This window comes from Methylomonas sp. AM2-LC, from assembly GCF_039904985.1.
GTDB lineage: Bacteria > Pseudomonadota > Gammaproteobacteria > Methylococcales > Methylomonadaceae > Methylomonas.
In genome coordinates this window covers 3,331,903-3,347,152 of the sequence record NZ_CP157005.1, presented here as the reverse complement: position 1 = coordinate 3,347,152, position 15,250 = coordinate 3,331,903, and the positions used below count along the sequence as shown (strand labels likewise).

Sequence of the window (15,250 nt, the reverse complement as noted above, 5' to 3'; positions counted from 1 at the left end):
TTTAGCTAAAGTTAAAATTTGCTATTGGCTTTTTCTGTTAAAAGTAATAACATTGTTATAACTTACTTTTTGGAAAAGCCAATGCATAGCCAATTAAGAAAAATAGGTAACTCACGCGGTATCATTATTCCGTCTGCATTTTTGGAAGCATGCGAATTGGGTGAAGAAGTTAATTTGCGTGTTGAAGGTAAAACCTTGGTCATAGAAGCAATAAAAGCGCCGCGAAGTAATTGGTTTGACCAATATCAACCCGAAAACGATGTCGATGAGTTTGCTTCGTTACCGCTAGCAGATGCTGATGACGAATGGCAATGGTAAAACGCGGCGAAGTATATTGGGTTAATCTTGACCCAACTGTTGGCACAGAAATACAAAAAACGCGTCCTGCTTTAATTGTTTCACCAGATGATATGAATAAAGCCTTACCAAGGGTAATCATCGCACCAATCACCAGTAAAGGCCAAGTACTTGGTTGCCGTCCTCAAATCAAATTTGATAACCGTGATGCCCGTATTTTATTGGATCAAATCCGTGCAGTTGATAAATGTCGGTTGTTAAGCAAGATGGGGGCAATTGAAGAAAGCCTATGGCATCCGGTATTATTGGAAATGCTGGCATAAGGCTTTAGGTTGGATTAAGGTAACGAAATCCAGCTTCGAAGCGCATAACAACCCAATACACAATTTCACTATATGGCTAAAGTAGCCATTGCCGTTATGCTTCTCAATGACGTATTTAAAGGAGCGCTATACACAGCCAATTGCCGTGTATTCTCTAATGTGCGTAATCAAAAACTGGAATTAAATAAGCCTATCTAAATAATTGTAAAGTAAAACTGTAGGATGCCAACCAACAGGCGGCGCATCGCTTTGACCTATGTTGATGAAAGGGTTTATCCAAAAACTGGGGTAATAGTATCCCGCCTGATATTGATCGTGTTTATCTCAAATGATACGCCGCCCTTTGGTTTGCACATCTAAGGCTATTGTAGAATGGTAGTTTAAAAGCACGTGAATTGGTATTTTCTGCCTAGGCGTACAAGTCATGCACATTTCATGTGTTAAGGCGATAGCTTGATAGCGGTAAGATTAACTGGCGAGGTAGGTTGCCAAACAACAGAAAATCATGGTGCCGATAAAAACTTTCCGCTTGCTCGTTTTTAGCAATAACGACAATGGCGGCAACAGCAACCTCAGAGCGAAGTGAACGCTGTATCGCATTACCCAGTAAGGCTGCGCCCAGATTTTTACCCTGAAAAGTTTTGTCAACCGCCAAGCGACCCAGTAGTGCAACGGGTACAAAAGGGTAGCGTGGCAGCTTTTTAAGCAGATGTTCAGGTAAATCAGTGCATGGAATGCCAGCTGCAGAGAGGGTATAGTAGCCCGCCAAAGCCGAAGTAACAGTGTCAACCGCAACAAAACATGAATTAGCTCGACGGCGCATATCTTGACTTGCCTGTTCTCGTAAGTAACGATCAAGCGCCTCTATACCACAAGAAAAAGCAGCTCGATGGTGTTTGCTACCAAGCAGTTCTATGCTGTACTGCGGACTCATTCCACGCCGAATAGTTTGTGGTTATGTTCAAAAGCTTTAAGAATAGCAGGCGATGGGGCTGGAGGATTGAGTAACAGTTCAACAAAACGAATTTGATCTTCTGCTGATAAACGGATGATATTGGTTTCTTCTATAACCTTTTCTGCTGCGTTCTGTGCAGCTGACACTAAAAAATCGCTCAGACTGCAACCTTTAAGCTCGGCTGCACGACGAACAAGCGCAAGCGCATCTGGAGTAATCCGTGCTTCAATTCTGGCGGTACGCTGAACTTCTGCTGCCATTAAGTTTAACCTCTCATTTAGAGTCCACTTTGAGTAAATTCCCCATAGACTGCTGCGAAACATTTAGCAAATGTTCGGCATAACCCTGAGTCTACTTGGGGTGGGGTTTTTGTCAATGTACGGTAAACCACTGTACAAGTCAATATTAAAACATATTAAGGCGAAATCGTAAGCCAATTTCATAAGTGTCGTAGGGTGCGGTGAGGTAACGAACCGCACCAAAAAGCCTTAATCGCTGCCGTCAATCTCAAAATATTGGTTTATCAGCGTAGACTGGGTTGAGGTAACGAAACCCAGCTTCGAAGCACATAACAACCAATACACAATTTCACTATGAGGCTAAAGTAGCCTTGCCGTTGTGCTTCTCAATGTTTGATTAAAAAGAGAACTATACACAGCCAATTGCCCGGCATTCTCTAATGTTCGTGATCAAAACTGCAATTAAATAAGCCTGTCTTTAAATTTGCAAAGTTTGTCACTTCAAATCTGGGTTTCGTTACCTCAATCCATCCTAAGCGCTTTTATTACAAACTCCTTGAGTCAAAGCACTCAATTTTTCATCCCGTTATCAAAGTCCGGGCGGTATTACCTAATGCTATCAATTTGAAAGCGACCACGTTGTTCGCCCAAGCCCATTACTTCGCCAAGGTGGCATAAGGCAGCAAATACCACCATAAAATACGGTATGGCTGTACCATACAGCACCAGCCCCAATGGTATGACAGAGCCAGCAGTATAGTGGGTGTTTTCTTCCAGTGGCGGTATTAATAAATAAGGGCGGGGTGGTTCTTGATTAGGGTCTGTCTAGTGTGGCGGTGGGTTTGGATTATAGAAAAAATCGCGTATCGGTGTGCCTATTTTGGCCAACGCCTGACCAAATGCGCCGTGGAAGCAAGATCCCTTATCAGCTGGTAGTTTAGTTTCATTTATAAAACGCAGTTGAAATTCAATATGCGTAAGCTGAAACGTGTGTTTATTGGAGTTATTGTTCAAGGTATAGTCTCAGAATACGCTCAGTTTGCACACTAACGATTTTATTATAATATCGTATTAGTTAAAAATGAAACTTAAATTTGTAAATTGCAACATAGCTTGTTTTAACCTAAATCAACATTAGCCACCACCCCACACATCCGTTAAAATACTAGGTTTTACCGACGAGCCATCCTGATGCGGATTCAAGCCTTACCCATCCAGTTAGTTAACCAGATAGCCGCTGGCGAAGTGGTAGAGCGTCCGGCTTCGGTGGTTAAAGAACTGGTCGAAAACTGCTTTGATGCCGGTGCAACGCTGATTCAAATTGATATTGAGCAGGGCGGTTTGCGCCAAATTAAAATTCGCGATAACGGTTGTGGTATTGTTAAAGACGATTTGGCCTTGGCGTTATCTCGGCATGCCACCAGTAAAATAAGCTCCCTGCAAGACCTGGAAGAACTAGTCAGCATGGGCTTCCGTGGCGAAGCTTTACCCAGTATTAGTTCGGTGGCGCGCTTAACCTTGATTTCTCGCACAGCCGATGCAGAATGTGCCTGGCAGGTCAGTGCCGATGGTACGGAACGTAATTTTGATCCGCAACCTGATCCACATCCACCCGGTACCACCGTGGATGTGCGCGATCTGTTTTATAACACCCCTGCGCGGCGTAAATTTCTAAAAACGGATAAAACCGAGTTTTCCCATATTGAAAGCCTGATTCAGAAACTGGCACTCAGCCGTTTTGATATTGGTTTTGTACTCAATCATAATCAAAAAGAAGTACTCAATTTTAAGCCGGCTAATACTCAAGAAGCACAGGAAAAACGTATTGCCGCCATCTGCGGTTCCGGTTTTTTAGAGCATTGTATTCATATCGATTATGCCGCCTCTGGTTTTCATGTGCATGGCTGGGTAGGGTTGCCGACTTTTTCCCGCAGCCAGCAGGATATGCAGTTTTTCTATGTGAATGATCGGTTGATTAGAGATAAACTGATTGCTCATGCGGTTAAACAAGCCTATCAGGATGTGCTTTATCATGGTCGGCATCCGGTGTTTGTGTTGTATTTTCATTTAGACCCGGCCTTGGTCGACGTAAATGCACATCCTACTAAGCTGGAAGTCAGGTTTCGCGAAAGCCGTTCTGTGCATGATTTTCTGTTTCAAGCATTGCATCGTAGTCTGGCAGCACAGCGACCGGGTAGTCAGCCGCAATACTTGCAGCAAACGCACATCATGGCGGAAGACGATACGCCAGTTGTTTCTCCGCCCGTTCAAACGCCAGAACAGAGCATCAGCCCGGCCGAAAAACCCAGTGTGCATCCGCAAATCAGTTTGCCATTCAGTATGCCGTCCGAACCACGTAGCGTTTCTACTCCACGCTCGGCATCGACACCGCCCCGTTTTTCGTCCCAAAGTTTTGCACCGGGATCGGCCAGAGCAGCTCCCGTGTCTGGTTTGGAACAGGTAAAGACCTATAGCAAACTATTACCCAGCACAGAGCCTGCAATGTCCAGCTCTGCGGATGGAGTGTTTCTGTCAACCTCGGCAGATGTAAACAGTATCAGTGATAAAGGGCCTCCTTTAGGTTATGCATTGGCGCATATTCATAGTATTTACATACTCGCGGAAACGGCTAATGGCATTATATTAGTGGATGCACATGCCGCTCACGAAAGAGTTAGCTACGAGCGGTTAAAAAAACATTACCAGCTAAGCGATATTGTTTCGCAACCCTTGTTGTTGCCGATGAAAATTAAGGTGACGTCTGCCGAAGCGGAAATTGCCGAACAGGAACATGCATTTTTTCAACAACTGGGTTTTGAACTGAATCGTTCTGGTCCAGAAACCGTGCTACTAAGAGCGACACCGGCTTTGCTGGCTAAAACCGATGTGGATCAACTGCTGCGCGATCTATTAGCCGATATGCTGGCACACGGCTTTAGCCATCAGGTCGAAGAAAAAATCAACGCGGTATTGGCTAAAATGGCCTGTCATAGTTCGGTACGCGCCAAACGTAAACTTAGCATAGAAGAAATGAATGCCTTGCTGCGTGATATGGAACAAACCGAACGCATAGGACAGTGTAATCACGGCAGACCAACCTGGGTTGCTCTCAGTCATGCTGAGCTAGATAGATTTTTTCTGCGGGGTCAATAATGTCTGTTTCTGGCAAGCTCCCCGTCATTATGTTGATGGGGCCTACCGCCTCGGGTAAAACCGCGCTAGGTGTCGCTATGGCTCAAGCTCTCAATGCCGAAATTATCAGTGTGGATTCGGCGCTGGTTTATAAGGGTATGGATATTGGTACGGCCAAACCCAGTCTGGTCGAGCGCGGCGGTATTCCGCATCATTTATTAGATATACTCGATCCCAGCGAAGCGTATTCCACGGGTCAGTTTCGTCAACAGGCGCTGGAATTAATTAATGCTATTCAGCAACGCGGAAAACTGCCCATTTTGGTGGGTGGCACTATGCTGTATTTTAGCGCTCTGACACAAGGTTTGGCGCAACTGCCTGCAGCCGATGCCAGTATTCGCGCTCGATTGGATGCGGAACTGGCGCAAGAGGGTAAAGAAGCTTTACATGCACGATTAGCGGCTATCGATCCACAAGCCGCTGCCCGTATTCATGTAAACGATCCACAACGTATACAACGCGCACTGGAAGTCTACGAAATCAGCGGTCAATCTTTATCAAAGTTTTTTGATGCTCAAGCTGCTGAAGAATCGCCTTATCAATGGCTTAAACTGATTGTCGCCCCAGCGGAAAGACAAAGCTTGCATGAGAAAATTGCGCTACGATTTCAAACCATGCTGGCGCAAGGCTTGATAGACGAAGTACAAGCACTTTATGCACGTGGCGATCTGGACGAAAGCATGCCTGCTATTCGGTGTGTGGGGTATCGACAGGTTTGGTCGTATCTTAAAGGCGAAGACGATTTTGCCAGCATGCAAGACAAAGCCATTGCGGCTACGCGCCAACTGGCTAAGCGCCAGTTTACCTGGTTACGAAAAGAACAAGACGCACACCCCTTGTTAAGTGACGCTCCGGATTTACTGGAACAGGCGTTACGCTATTGTCAGAAATCGTTAATGGCTGTTAGCGGGTAGTTCCATCAGAGTGCCTAGAAACTAGGCTACCAACAAGGTAGTATGTATTGAGTTAAAAAATAGTTACAAAGTTTAAACCTTTAAGCCACTGACAAAAACGCAGTATGCACACCATCGGCTAGTCCATTCGTGGTGAGCCTAGTCGAACCCTGAACGGACTAGCTGATCCGACGTAAAAAATAAACCTATATTTGGGTTGCAGTCTATATCCTGTCATGACGCCAATGCCTATAACCAAAACCCAGTACTACCGATGCAAACAACCAAAAAGCACCTGGTATGGGTGTGGGTGTAAAAATAGAACTTGAGACACCTATTGTCCAGATAACTGAGTTAGCATTTTGGGGAGTGGCACTATTTAAATCAAGTTTGCCTGCAGTTGTTCCATCTATCGTGAAGGATAATAATGAATTAGCCTTGCTGACATCGGTAGTGCTAAATAGGCTATGACCGTTAGCATCCAATAGATAAACTGAAAACGAATCTTGCAGGGTGGCCGATGGGTCAACATTTTGCGTGGCGTTGAAAATAAAACTGATGTAGTTACCTAAGGTGATAGCTTGTACAAATTCATTATTTGGTTGCGTATTTTTAAGTGTGACGGTCGATGTAAGATTCCCGCTTACGTCACCTTGTAGCGTAGGGTTAGCAGACGATAAAGTGCCATTAGTGCTAAAGCTAGTAAGGGTAATCGAATTTTGAATGTTTCCATTGCCAGCTTTAAAATCAAACACTAATTCAGCAGCCGTTCCTTTTAAAGGTTTGGTAATGATATCGGTAAGTATTTCCGTGGCCTGTGCATTTGTTAACATGAATTGACTGATTAATAGTGTCAACAGGTAACAGCTTAAAGTGTTTTTTTGTACCATTTCATGTTCCTTGTTCAAGGCTGATGATGTCTGAATTTATACTACAAACTACACTAAGTTTCCATATAAATTAAATCTATTAAAAAGCATTGGGTTTTTCTGTAGAAATATTGGTATAAGACAGCAATTAGCGACTCATTTTTTATGACATAAACAAAATTGATCTCTGACGCTAACTGTGTTGAACTAAAATGTCTGATGATTACAGGTAGCTTCGAAAAACCTGGTTTTTGCGCTTCGACAGGGCTCTCCTGAGTTGTATCGAAGGGTGGTTTTTCGAAGTTCCCTAGAGCTTTAATTCACAACAAGTTAATTTTGCATTTTCTCAACATACTGGATTTAGTCTTCTATCAGATGCTATTCCATAATAATTTATAGCCGCTATGCACAACATTTTCTTCAATTTACCCTCCAGCCCTGCTTTTGTAATCGATACTGATCAAGTGCTTGCCAACCTAAATCGTATCAACACTATGCGTCAGGCAAGTGGTTGTAAAGTGCTATATGCTATGAAAGCACTGCCTTTGGCGGCACTGCTACGTGTTTTAAAACCACATGTCGATGGTATTGCGGTTAGTTCTTTGTTTGAAGCACGTCTGGCAAAACAAGTGCTAGGTGAAGAGGTCAGTCTACACCTTACTACCCCTGGTTTACGCGCTGACGAATTTGCCGAACTTGCTCAGCTATGTAGCCACATCAGCTTCAACTCACTGGAACAACAACGCAGATTACAAGCCTTAGCGGAAGGCTATTCCCCCGGTTTGCGTATTAATCCTAAACGCTCGTATTTGCACGATGATCGTTATAATCCTTGCCGACAATATTCTAAGTTAGGAATAGACACGGCGGAGCTGCAAAACGCTTGGCCAGAATCTGTGCAAGGCTTACATCTGCATACCTTGTTTGCTGCTCATTATTTTCAACCATTAATAGAAACGGTACACAGTCTTTTGCCGTTACTTAAACAGCATGGCAAATTGAAATGGCTCAATCTGGGAGGCGGTTATCTGTATAACAGCATAACGGATCAAACCGAATTGCTGGCATTACTAGATATTCTGCATAATGATTATGCAGAACAGGTATTCATAGAGCCAGGCAAAGCTTTTGTTGGCAATGCAGGTTATCTAATTAGCACCGTTTTGGATAGTTTTATCAGTGATGGTAAAACTGTATTGATACTTGATACGAGTGTCAATCATCATCCAGAAGTATTTGAGTATCAAACTAGACCCTATTTATTTCCTACCGAACCCGAAACAGGAGAAGTAGCTATTTTGGCGGGTTCTACCTGTTTGGCGGGTGATATATTTGGTGAATATCGGTTTAAGCAACTGCCAAAAATTGGCGAACGCATTATGTTTTGTGATGTAGGGGCGTATAGCCTGATTAAAGCTAATCGATTTAATGGCTATAATTTGCCCGACATCTACCAGTTAAAAAATGGGCAAACTACTTTGCTCAAGCAGTATGATTATGCTGATTATGAACGACAATGGCTGGTTTAGGTGTTTGTTGCTAAGGCGTAGCAAAATTGGGATGCTTGAATTTGCTGTTTTTTCCAAGCTATTTTAATAGCAACCGATTTTTATAACAGGGTTAAAGTACCAAAAAAGTGAGAAAGCAGGCTGGCTTTACTTTATAATGGGCCATAGATTTTGTTTAAATGGCATATTGCCGATATTCGCTAAAAATACTTCACTGAGAACACATCGTTATGAAAAATATTAATGTTGCATTGATTCGACTGCTACAGTTTGTGGTATTCACCCTGTTTACTTTCATTGTTTTAACTTACTTTAGCGTTTTGATATTGTTGCCTCTGGATATTGTGGTGCTGATCTCTAAAGGACTGAGTGTGATTGGTTTTGGTACCTTGTTCGGTGCCATTATCGCCGTGCCTGTAGTGGCCTATTTAGGCAAAATTGTCTATACAACGCCCGGTTTAATTCAAATGTTGATCGATAGCGGTTTGGATTTGGTACAAACTGGCAAACAACGTGTGGATGCCTTTAATAAAGTGGTTGCCCAAGTTAAATAAATACTCGGCGTAAGGTGGGTTAGTTGCGCAATGCTAAGGATTTTAAACAGTCTAAACGCTGTGCGTAGCTTAACCCAGTTAAGTATCGGTAATATTCTATTGAGCTAAGTCTTTCGGGGGGCGATAGTCCTTTCAGTAGTTAGATTTAGAACTGTTTTGACGTGTGTCAGGGGTTACTGTAATTCGCTCTGTTATATCACTAGTTTAAATTTGCTTTGATCAAAAGTTTGATGTGTTGATTGAGTGTTAATCGCAATTGATATAGTTCTTGTATTCCCTTTAAAGTATCTACAGTTTGTCCAGCTGTATGCAGATCATACAAGGATTTACCCAGGTTAAGAATTTGCTGATACAAACGGGTAATCAACTGAAAGTTTTCATCCGTTCCATAATGGACATTCCCATAGTCTGATAACCAGTTGCCAAATCTATATTGATGGTTATCTCGATGATGATTGATGGGTATTTGTGCATTAAAATAGTTTTCTAGATGTAAAAACCAGGCGCGTAGCTCAATACTTGCGAATAATAACGGCAAATTTTCCCTGCGTAATTCAAATAAATCCTGCCAGGAACTATAAGGAACCCAGGTGCTGACCCAATGGGGTAACTGTTCGGCTGGCATGGGGCGGGCAATACCGTAACCTTGACCCAACTCACAACCAATTTGCAATAATAATTCGCCATGCTCAACGGTTTCCACGCCTTCGGCAATTATTTGGCGATGAAAAGCACTCGATAAACCGATCACACCTTCCAGTATGGACAGGTCATCAGGGTCATCCAACATATCCCGCACAAAACTTTGATCAATCTTCAGCATACTGACGGGAAGACGTTTAAGATAGGTGAGAGAGGAATAGCCAGTTCCAAAGTCATCCAACGCAAAACTAACACCCAATGATTGGCAGGTTGCTATGATATGCGAAACATGCGTGATGTCTTCCAAGGCACTAGTTTCCAGTACTTCAAGTTCTAAATATTTAGGTGGAATTGTGGCGTGTTTGGCAAGAATTTCTCGCAGTCGATCCACAAAGCGTGGATGCTGTAGTTGTTCTGCGCCAATATTGACACTAACGGCCATTTGCAACCCGGTGAATTTCCAGATTTCCATTTGCGTGAGTGCCTGATCGATAACCCACTCGCCAAGTTCTATAGCAAGCGGATGATTTTCAATCACTGGCAAAAATATGCCTGGTGCAAGTAAACCTCTTTCAGGATGCTGCCAGCGGATCAAGGCTTCTGCACCAATTATTTTGCCAGTGCGCATATTGGCTTTGGGTTGATAATACAGCACAAACTGCTTATCTTTAAGTGCCTGGCGAATATGGGCAATACTTTCGTGGTGACCACGAATATTGCTATCTTGTTTTGAATCAAACAGATGATAACGATTTTTGCCCGTTAATTTTGCCTGATACATGGCTTGATCAGCTTGACGGAGTAAATGATCGGCATCGACATCATCCGTTTGTGGATAAAATGCCACACCTAGGCTAGCAGTAATATGCAGAGACAATTCACCGATAAATAAGGGTTGATCTACCGCAGTAATTAGGCGGTTAAACATAGGTATGCTTGAGTTAAGGTCAGAAATGTCCAGCATGACCACTACAAATTCATCACCCCCTAAGCGTGCTAGTGTATCGCTGTCTCGCAAACTTGCGCGCATACGGTTTGCGGTTTCCAGCAATACCAGGTCACCCACATCGTGTCCGTACTTATCATTAATACCTTTAAATCCATCCAGATCAAGATAGATAACAGCCAGTAATTGCTGGTGGCGCTGTGCTTGTATAATACCTTGTTGTAAACGGTCCGCCAGTAGTAATCGGTTGGGCAGATTGGTTAATGCATCATAATGTGCAATGTGTTCAAGTTGTTGTTCATGTTCTTTGTAAGCGGTTATATCCGAAAATAAAGCAACATAATGTTTGGCCTGTTGCTGGGTATCCGCTACGGCACTGATGGTGAGCATTTGTGGATAAATTTCACCGTTCTTACGGCGATTCCATATTTCGCCAAACCAGTGATTATTTACAATTAAATGCTTCCAGAAATCGGTATAAAATTCTTTGTTATGACGTCCAGAGCTTAACATGCTGGGTTTATTTCCCAAGGCTTCTGATCGTGAGTAACCCGTAATGCATGTAAAGGCGGCATTAATTTCTATAATAGTGCCATCTAATTCGGTAATCATAATGCCTTCACGGGCATGAGTGAAGACGCTGGCCGCTAAATAGAGTTTTTCTTCCGCTTGCATACGTTCTATAGCAATGCTGACCAGATGAGCCAGTTGCTCGATCAATAAAAGTTCGGTTTTGTTTGGACAGCAGGCTAGCTGATGATAAATAGCAAATGTACCTAATATTTGCCAGGTAGACGAGCGGATAGGTTGCGACCAACAGGCCCCCAGATTTGTCTGGCGTGCAATCTGGACGTAATTGGCCCAGTATGGATGAGTGGCAATGTCTTCCACAATAACGCGTTCTCCACTGGCGGCCGCAGTACCACAAGAGCCAACACCTATGCCAATTTTGAGGCCTTTAATAGCATTGTTGTATGAGTCGGGCAAACTGGGAGCAAATACTTCCGAGAAATATTCGCCAGTTGCATCCAGCAGCAGAATGCTGCACAGCATGTCTGGATACAGTTGTTCAACACCGCGTATAATCGCGTTCAAAATTATTTCCAGCGATTTTCCATAAGACAGCATTTCCAGAATATGACTGCGAAATTGTTCGTATTGTTCAGCATGTTTGCGTTCAGTAATATCTCGGGATGAATAAAACAACATAGGTTTACTGTCTAATTCAAGTTTACAAGCACTGATTTCAACATCAAATACGCTACCATCTTTGCGTATGTGCCGAGTTTCAAATTGCGTTCGGCTGGGCAGTTTACTCAGTTGACTAAATCTGGATTGGATTTTCTGATGACTGAAATCTGCATTCCATTGACTGATATGCATTCCCATCATTTCCTGTCTCTGATAGCCAAGCATGGTGCAGAATGCATCGCTGACTTCAATGATGTAACCGTTTAAATCTACAATGTGAATGCCATCACTGGCATTTTGCAATAGCGCAACATTTTTAGCGCACTCGCGCTCTAGAGCATTAATGGCTTGTTTCTGCGAAGTAACATCCTGACCGATACATAAAATGCTGGTTATTTTTCCGGTAACATCCGTTTCCGGTATCAAACGCATCTCCGACAGGAAAAAATCGCCGCTTATGTTCTGCCATTCCAGAAACAGGGTTTCAGGTTGTCCAGTGGTTAACACTTGTTTAATTTTTTCTTGATAATCAGCAATACTGGTGGAACCTCCCAGATATTCTAGCGGAGTGTATCCCAGAAGGTTTTCCAGTGGTTTTCCGATACAATTTTGCAGAGCAGTGTTAGCATAAATACATCGGCATTGGGTGTCGTGGCGACTAATGCTATCGGGTATATTTTCCAGCAAAGTGCGTAGCGCAGTTTCTTGTTGATCTTTGTTTTGCCGATAGGAATCGATCAAATCTACAATTAGTTGCTGACCTGCGGGGAAAGAATAGTGATTAATATGTTTGTTGAAATCAGTGGCAGTGATAAAACCTAACAGGGTTTTATTGTCAGAAACGATAGCAAGATGATGTATGCCTAAATGTAGTATAAGTTGATAGGCATCCAGACAAGTCATATTTTCTGGAACGCTTAATACTGGAGTGGTATTGATATGCCCTAGTAAGCCGTTAGCTGTCATCTCGGACTGTGAGGCTTGCGAAATATCGTATTGAGTAAGTATGCGTATGTTTTGAGTTTGTGCTTCGCCGATAACAATAGCGGAAATTTGTTGTTCAGCCATGAGTCGAGCGGCTTCATTCAAATGTTGATCTGGGCGGAAGAAATAAATGTCACGCGTAGCAATTTCAATCAATCGAGTGTATTGATTTATACGATCTTGAAAGAATGAATGATTGTCCATATAGGAAATAATTATCTCAATAGTAAAAAACTTACGTTAGATTGGTAAATAGACAGGCACAGCGAGTCTATTTTAGAGGGAGTTAATGAGAAACTTTATAGGTACTAGCGTTCATGGTTTCATAAAAGCCATGCGATATCTAGTGTTTTGCGTGAATTTTGTGAAGAAGTGCATATTGTTTTGTCTTAAGCGTATCGTTGTATCTGCGTAGTTTATATGTTAACAACTCAGCTTGTCCGCTTGGAAAGTACGCAAAAATTATGGGCGAAAAACGCCGGAAGCTTTAATGAGAGCCTAGTTTATATAAAATTAAGGTAAGTATTTATAGATGGCAACTTCGAAAAAACTGTCTTTTGTGCTTCGACTGGGCTCTCCTGAGTTGTATCGAAGGTTGGTTTTTCTAAGTTCCCAGAAGTATCACGAAAGTATCACGGGCGTATCAATAAAATGTTTATTGCAAGCTTGCTTAAGCTTAATCATAATTTCTTCTCTTTTCTTGAAGTACTCTCAGCACGCTTATGATGGAGTTGCCTACCAAACAGTTATTGGTTATTGAGGATGATCCCGATATTGGGGATATGCTTGCTATTAATTTACAAGACGAAGGTTATCAGGTAACTGTATGCAGGGATGGTGCTCTTGGCTTAACTAAACTGAAGCAACAACATTACGATTTATTAATACTTGATTTAATGTTGCCTGGTGTTGATGGCCTGGAAATTTGTCGCCAAATGCGTAGTATGGAATATTATCAGCCCATTATTATTATCAGTGCCAAATCCACCGAAACGCAACGCGTTTTAGGATTGGAGTTAGGTGCAGATGATTATTTGACCAAGCCATTTTCTGTTGCCGAATTGATAGCGCGAATTCGTGCGTTATTTAGACGTGCAGAAGCCATTGAGCGACAAGCACAGGTAAAAATTGGTCTGCTGGAAGTGGGGGAGTTAAGCATAGATCCACTCTCTCACGATGTGACATTGGCAGGAAAACTGATTGCCTTAACGTTAAAAGAGTTTGAACTGCTATTGTTTTTTGCACGTAACCCTGGCAAGGCATTTACGCGTATTGCCTTATTAGATCAAGTGTGGGGCTACAGTCATGATGGCTACGAACATACCGTTAACTCCCATATAAATCGTTTGCGTGGCAAAATTGAACGCGACCCAGGAAAACCCGACTATATCCAAACCGTTTGGGGGGTAGGATATAAGTTTGTGGATCAGGCCAAGTCTTAAGTGTATGTTTAGTTCTTTCCGTCAGCGCATATTTCTAACCTATGCGTGTCTATTGTTTCTGACAACTGGGATTAATTTACTCATTAGCTGGAATGCTTTATCTGCCTGTCGACATAAGAATGCCGACAGGTTTACCAGTCAGCATAGTGAATGGGTAGTCAATGGATTAACGTTACCAGAACAAGATTATACCTACTACTTTATCTCGGAAATCAGTGCAGTATTGCTGCTAATGTTGATAGTGGGGTTGGTGGCTTTTTCGGCAATTACGCACAGATTTCAATGCTTTTATGCCAGTATAAAAGGATCTGCGACAGCGGATATTGCCGCAAATCTGTATAGCAAAAACGACGAAATTGATAACCTAGGCCAGTGTTTCAAACAAATGTCGGAACAACTGGCTGTGCAGCGCTTACAGCTACTAAATCAGGAAGATCAGCGCCGGCAAATGATGATTAATGTTTCGCATGAGCTACGCACGCCGCTCACTTCTTTACAAGGTTATTTGGAAACCTTGTTACGCAAAAATGCACATTTATCAGTCACTGAACAATGGCATTATCTGGAAGTAGCGGTTAAACAGAGTCAACGCGTAGGTCAGTTAACCCAAAATTTGTTTGAACTGGCAAAGCTGGAAGCCGATTTGTTGTTACCCCATTTTGAAATATTTTATATTCAAGAATTGGTTCAGGATTTAGCTCAGAAATTTAGTCATTTAACGAAAACAAACTGCGAACTCAGTACCACCCATTTTATGCCCGGTAACTCAAGTGTTTATGCTGATATTGGTATGATAGAACGGGTTATCAGTCAATTGTTGGAAACAACACTGCATTACACCACTAATGCCAGTTGTATTCACTTAAGTGTTGAATGTCATAACGGATTTGTAGAAGTAGCAGTGCAGAGTTCGGAATTAGATCAAGTTGGGGATGAATTGTTGAATTTATTATTGACCGACCAACTCTGGGATGAAACACAAAGCAGTCATGCCGTTGCATTAAACTTATGGATTGCTAAACGTATTATGCTGTTACATGCCAGTAAAATCGAAATCGGTCCAGTCGGGAATTATATCAATGCTTTAAAATTTCGTTTGCCAACTGCTAGCGAAGTTGAGAGTAAAATAGAATCAACTCCTCCCGGTTTCAGCGATTTTTAATGTTTAGGCCATAAAAAACCAGAGTTAAGCTATTAAAATAACCAAGCGGCACT

General features: G+C 42.4%; 12 protein-coding genes. 8 read left to right on the top strand and 4 right to left on the bottom strand.

The window, feature by feature from the left end:
• The first annotated feature begins 81 nt into the window (after positions 1 to 81).
• Both ABH008_RS14980 and ABH008_RS14975 read left to right on the top strand, forming a co-directional pair.
• Complete coding sequence (locus tag ABH008_RS14980) at positions 82 to 318, top strand: AbrB/MazE/SpoVT family DNA-binding domain-containing protein (RefSeq protein ID WP_347986419.1); 237 nt, start codon at positions 82 to 84, stop codon at positions 316 to 318.
• The gene (locus ABH008_RS14975) at positions 306 to 620 is read left to right on the top strand and encodes a type II toxin-antitoxin system PemK/MazF family toxin (RefSeq protein WP_347986418.1); all 315 of its coding nucleotides are present in this window, start codon (positions 306 to 308) and stop codon (positions 618 to 620) included. Before ABH008_RS14980 ends, ABH008_RS14975 begins: the two co-directional genes overlap by 13 nt.
• 433 nt (positions 621 to 1,053) lie before the next feature.
• Here the strand turns inward: ABH008_RS14975 and ABH008_RS14970 are convergent, their stop codons facing one another.
• Both ABH008_RS14970 and ABH008_RS14965 read right to left on the bottom strand, forming a co-directional pair.
• A complete protein-coding gene (locus ABH008_RS14970; RefSeq protein ID WP_347986417.1) occupies positions 1,054 to 1,554 on the bottom strand; it encodes a GNAT family N-acetyltransferase in 501 nt (166 codons plus the stop codon).
• Positions 1,551 to 1,835: a DUF1778 domain-containing protein gene (locus ABH008_RS14965; RefSeq protein ID WP_347986416.1), complete on the bottom strand. Its 285-nt coding sequence runs from the start codon at positions 1,833 to 1,835 to the stop codon at positions 1,551 to 1,553. Before ABH008_RS14965 ends, ABH008_RS14970 begins: the two co-directional genes overlap by 4 nt.
• A gap of 1,170 nt (positions 1,836 to 3,005) precedes the next feature.
• Here ABH008_RS14965 and mutL point away from each other — a divergent pair.
• Both mutL and miaA read left to right on the top strand, forming a co-directional pair.
• Complete coding sequence (mutL, locus tag ABH008_RS14960; RefSeq protein WP_347986415.1) at positions 3,006 to 4,967, top strand: DNA mismatch repair endonuclease MutL; 1,962 nt, start codon at positions 3,006 to 3,008, stop codon at positions 4,965 to 4,967.
• Complete coding sequence (gene miaA / locus ABH008_RS14955) at positions 4,967 to 5,920, top strand: tRNA (adenosine(37)-N6)-dimethylallyltransferase MiaA (protein WP_347986414.1); 954 nt, start codon at positions 4,967 to 4,969, stop codon at positions 5,918 to 5,920. The genes mutL and miaA overlap by 1 nt, the downstream gene beginning before the upstream one ends.
• Positions 5,921 to 6,123: 203 nt before the next feature.
• Here the strand turns inward: miaA and ABH008_RS14950 are convergent, their stop codons facing one another.
• Positions 6,124 to 6,789, bottom strand: a complete 666-nt coding sequence (locus tag ABH008_RS14950) for an NF038129 family PEP-CTERM protein (RefSeq protein WP_347986413.1) — start codon at positions 6,787 to 6,789, stop codon at positions 6,124 to 6,126.
• Positions 6,790 to 7,172: 383 nt separating this feature from the next.
• On the opposite strand from ABH008_RS14950, the gene ABH008_RS14945 reads away from it, so the two are divergent.
• Together ABH008_RS14945 and ABH008_RS14940 are read left to right on the top strand one after the other, a co-directional pair.
• Positions 7,173 to 8,297: a carboxynorspermidine decarboxylase gene (locus ABH008_RS14945; protein ID WP_347986412.1), complete on the top strand. Its 1,125-nt coding sequence runs from the start codon at positions 7,173 to 7,175 to the stop codon at positions 8,295 to 8,297.
• Positions 8,298 to 8,506: 209 nt separating this feature from the next.
• Positions 8,507 to 8,830, top strand: coding sequence for a hypothetical protein (locus ABH008_RS14940; RefSeq protein ID WP_347986411.1), 324 nt, complete (start codon positions 8,507 to 8,509; stop codon positions 8,828 to 8,830).
• A gap of 199 nt (positions 8,831 to 9,029) precedes the next feature.
• Here the strand turns inward: ABH008_RS14940 and ABH008_RS14935 are convergent, their stop codons facing one another.
• The gene (locus ABH008_RS14935; protein ID WP_347986410.1) at positions 9,030 to 12,797 is read right to left on the bottom strand and encodes an EAL domain-containing protein; all 3,768 of its coding nucleotides are present in this window, start codon (positions 12,795 to 12,797) and stop codon (positions 9,030 to 9,032) included.
• A gap of 518 nt (positions 12,798 to 13,315) precedes the next feature.
• Here ABH008_RS14935 and ABH008_RS14930 point away from each other — a divergent pair.
• Positions 13,316 to 14,035, top strand: a complete 720-nt coding sequence (locus ABH008_RS14930) for a response regulator transcription factor (protein WP_347986409.1) — start codon at positions 13,316 to 13,318, stop codon at positions 14,033 to 14,035.
• Between the two features lie 4 nt (positions 14,036 to 14,039).
• Positions 14,040 to 15,197 carry a HAMP domain-containing sensor histidine kinase gene (locus ABH008_RS14925; protein ID WP_347986408.1) on the top strand — a complete coding sequence of 386 codons (1,158 nt, stop codon included), beginning with the start codon at positions 14,040 to 14,042 and terminating at the stop codon, positions 15,195 to 15,197.
• Positions 15,198 to 15,250: the final 53 nt, after the last annotated feature.

Bases quoted from the DNA above. Each gene is read 5' to 3' on its own strand.
- miaA (WP_347986414.1), top strand. From the start codon at position 4,967: ATGTCTGTTTCTGGCAAGCTCCCCGTCATTATGTTGATGGGGCCTACC.
- ABH008_RS14940 (WP_347986411.1), top strand. From the start codon at position 8,507: ATGAAAAATATTAATGTTGCATTGATTCGACTGCTACAGTTTGTGGTA.
- ABH008_RS14970 (WP_347986417.1), bottom strand. From the start codon at position 1,554: ATGAGTCCGCAGTACAGCATAGAACTGCTTGGTAGCAAACACCATCGA.
- ABH008_RS14950 (WP_347986413.1), bottom strand. From the start codon at position 6,789: ATGGTACAAAAAAACACTTTAAGCTGTTACCTGTTGACACTATTAATC.
- ABH008_RS14965 (WP_347986416.1), bottom strand. From the start codon at position 1,835: ATGGCAGCAGAAGTTCAGCGTACCGCCAGAATTGAAGCACGGATTACT.
- ABH008_RS14930 (WP_347986409.1), top strand. From the start codon at position 13,316: ATGATGGAGTTGCCTACCAAACAGTTATTGGTTATTGAGGATGATCCC.
- ABH008_RS14975 (WP_347986418.1), top strand. From the start codon at position 306: ATGGCAATGGTAAAACGCGGCGAAGTATATTGGGTTAATCTTGACCCA.
- mutL (WP_347986415.1), top strand. From the start codon at position 3,006: ATGCGGATTCAAGCCTTACCCATCCAGTTAGTTAACCAGATAGCCGCT.
- ABH008_RS14980 (WP_347986419.1), top strand. From the start codon at position 82: ATGCATAGCCAATTAAGAAAAATAGGTAACTCACGCGGTATCATTATT.
- ABH008_RS14935 (WP_347986410.1), bottom strand. From the start codon at position 12,797: ATGGACAATCATTCATTCTTTCAAGATCGTATAAATCAATACACTCGA.
- ABH008_RS14925 (WP_347986408.1), top strand. From the start codon at position 14,040: ATGTTTAGTTCTTTCCGTCAGCGCATATTTCTAACCTATGCGTGTCTA.
- ABH008_RS14945 (WP_347986412.1), top strand. From the start codon at position 7,173: ATGCACAACATTTTCTTCAATTTACCCTCCAGCCCTGCTTTTGTAATC.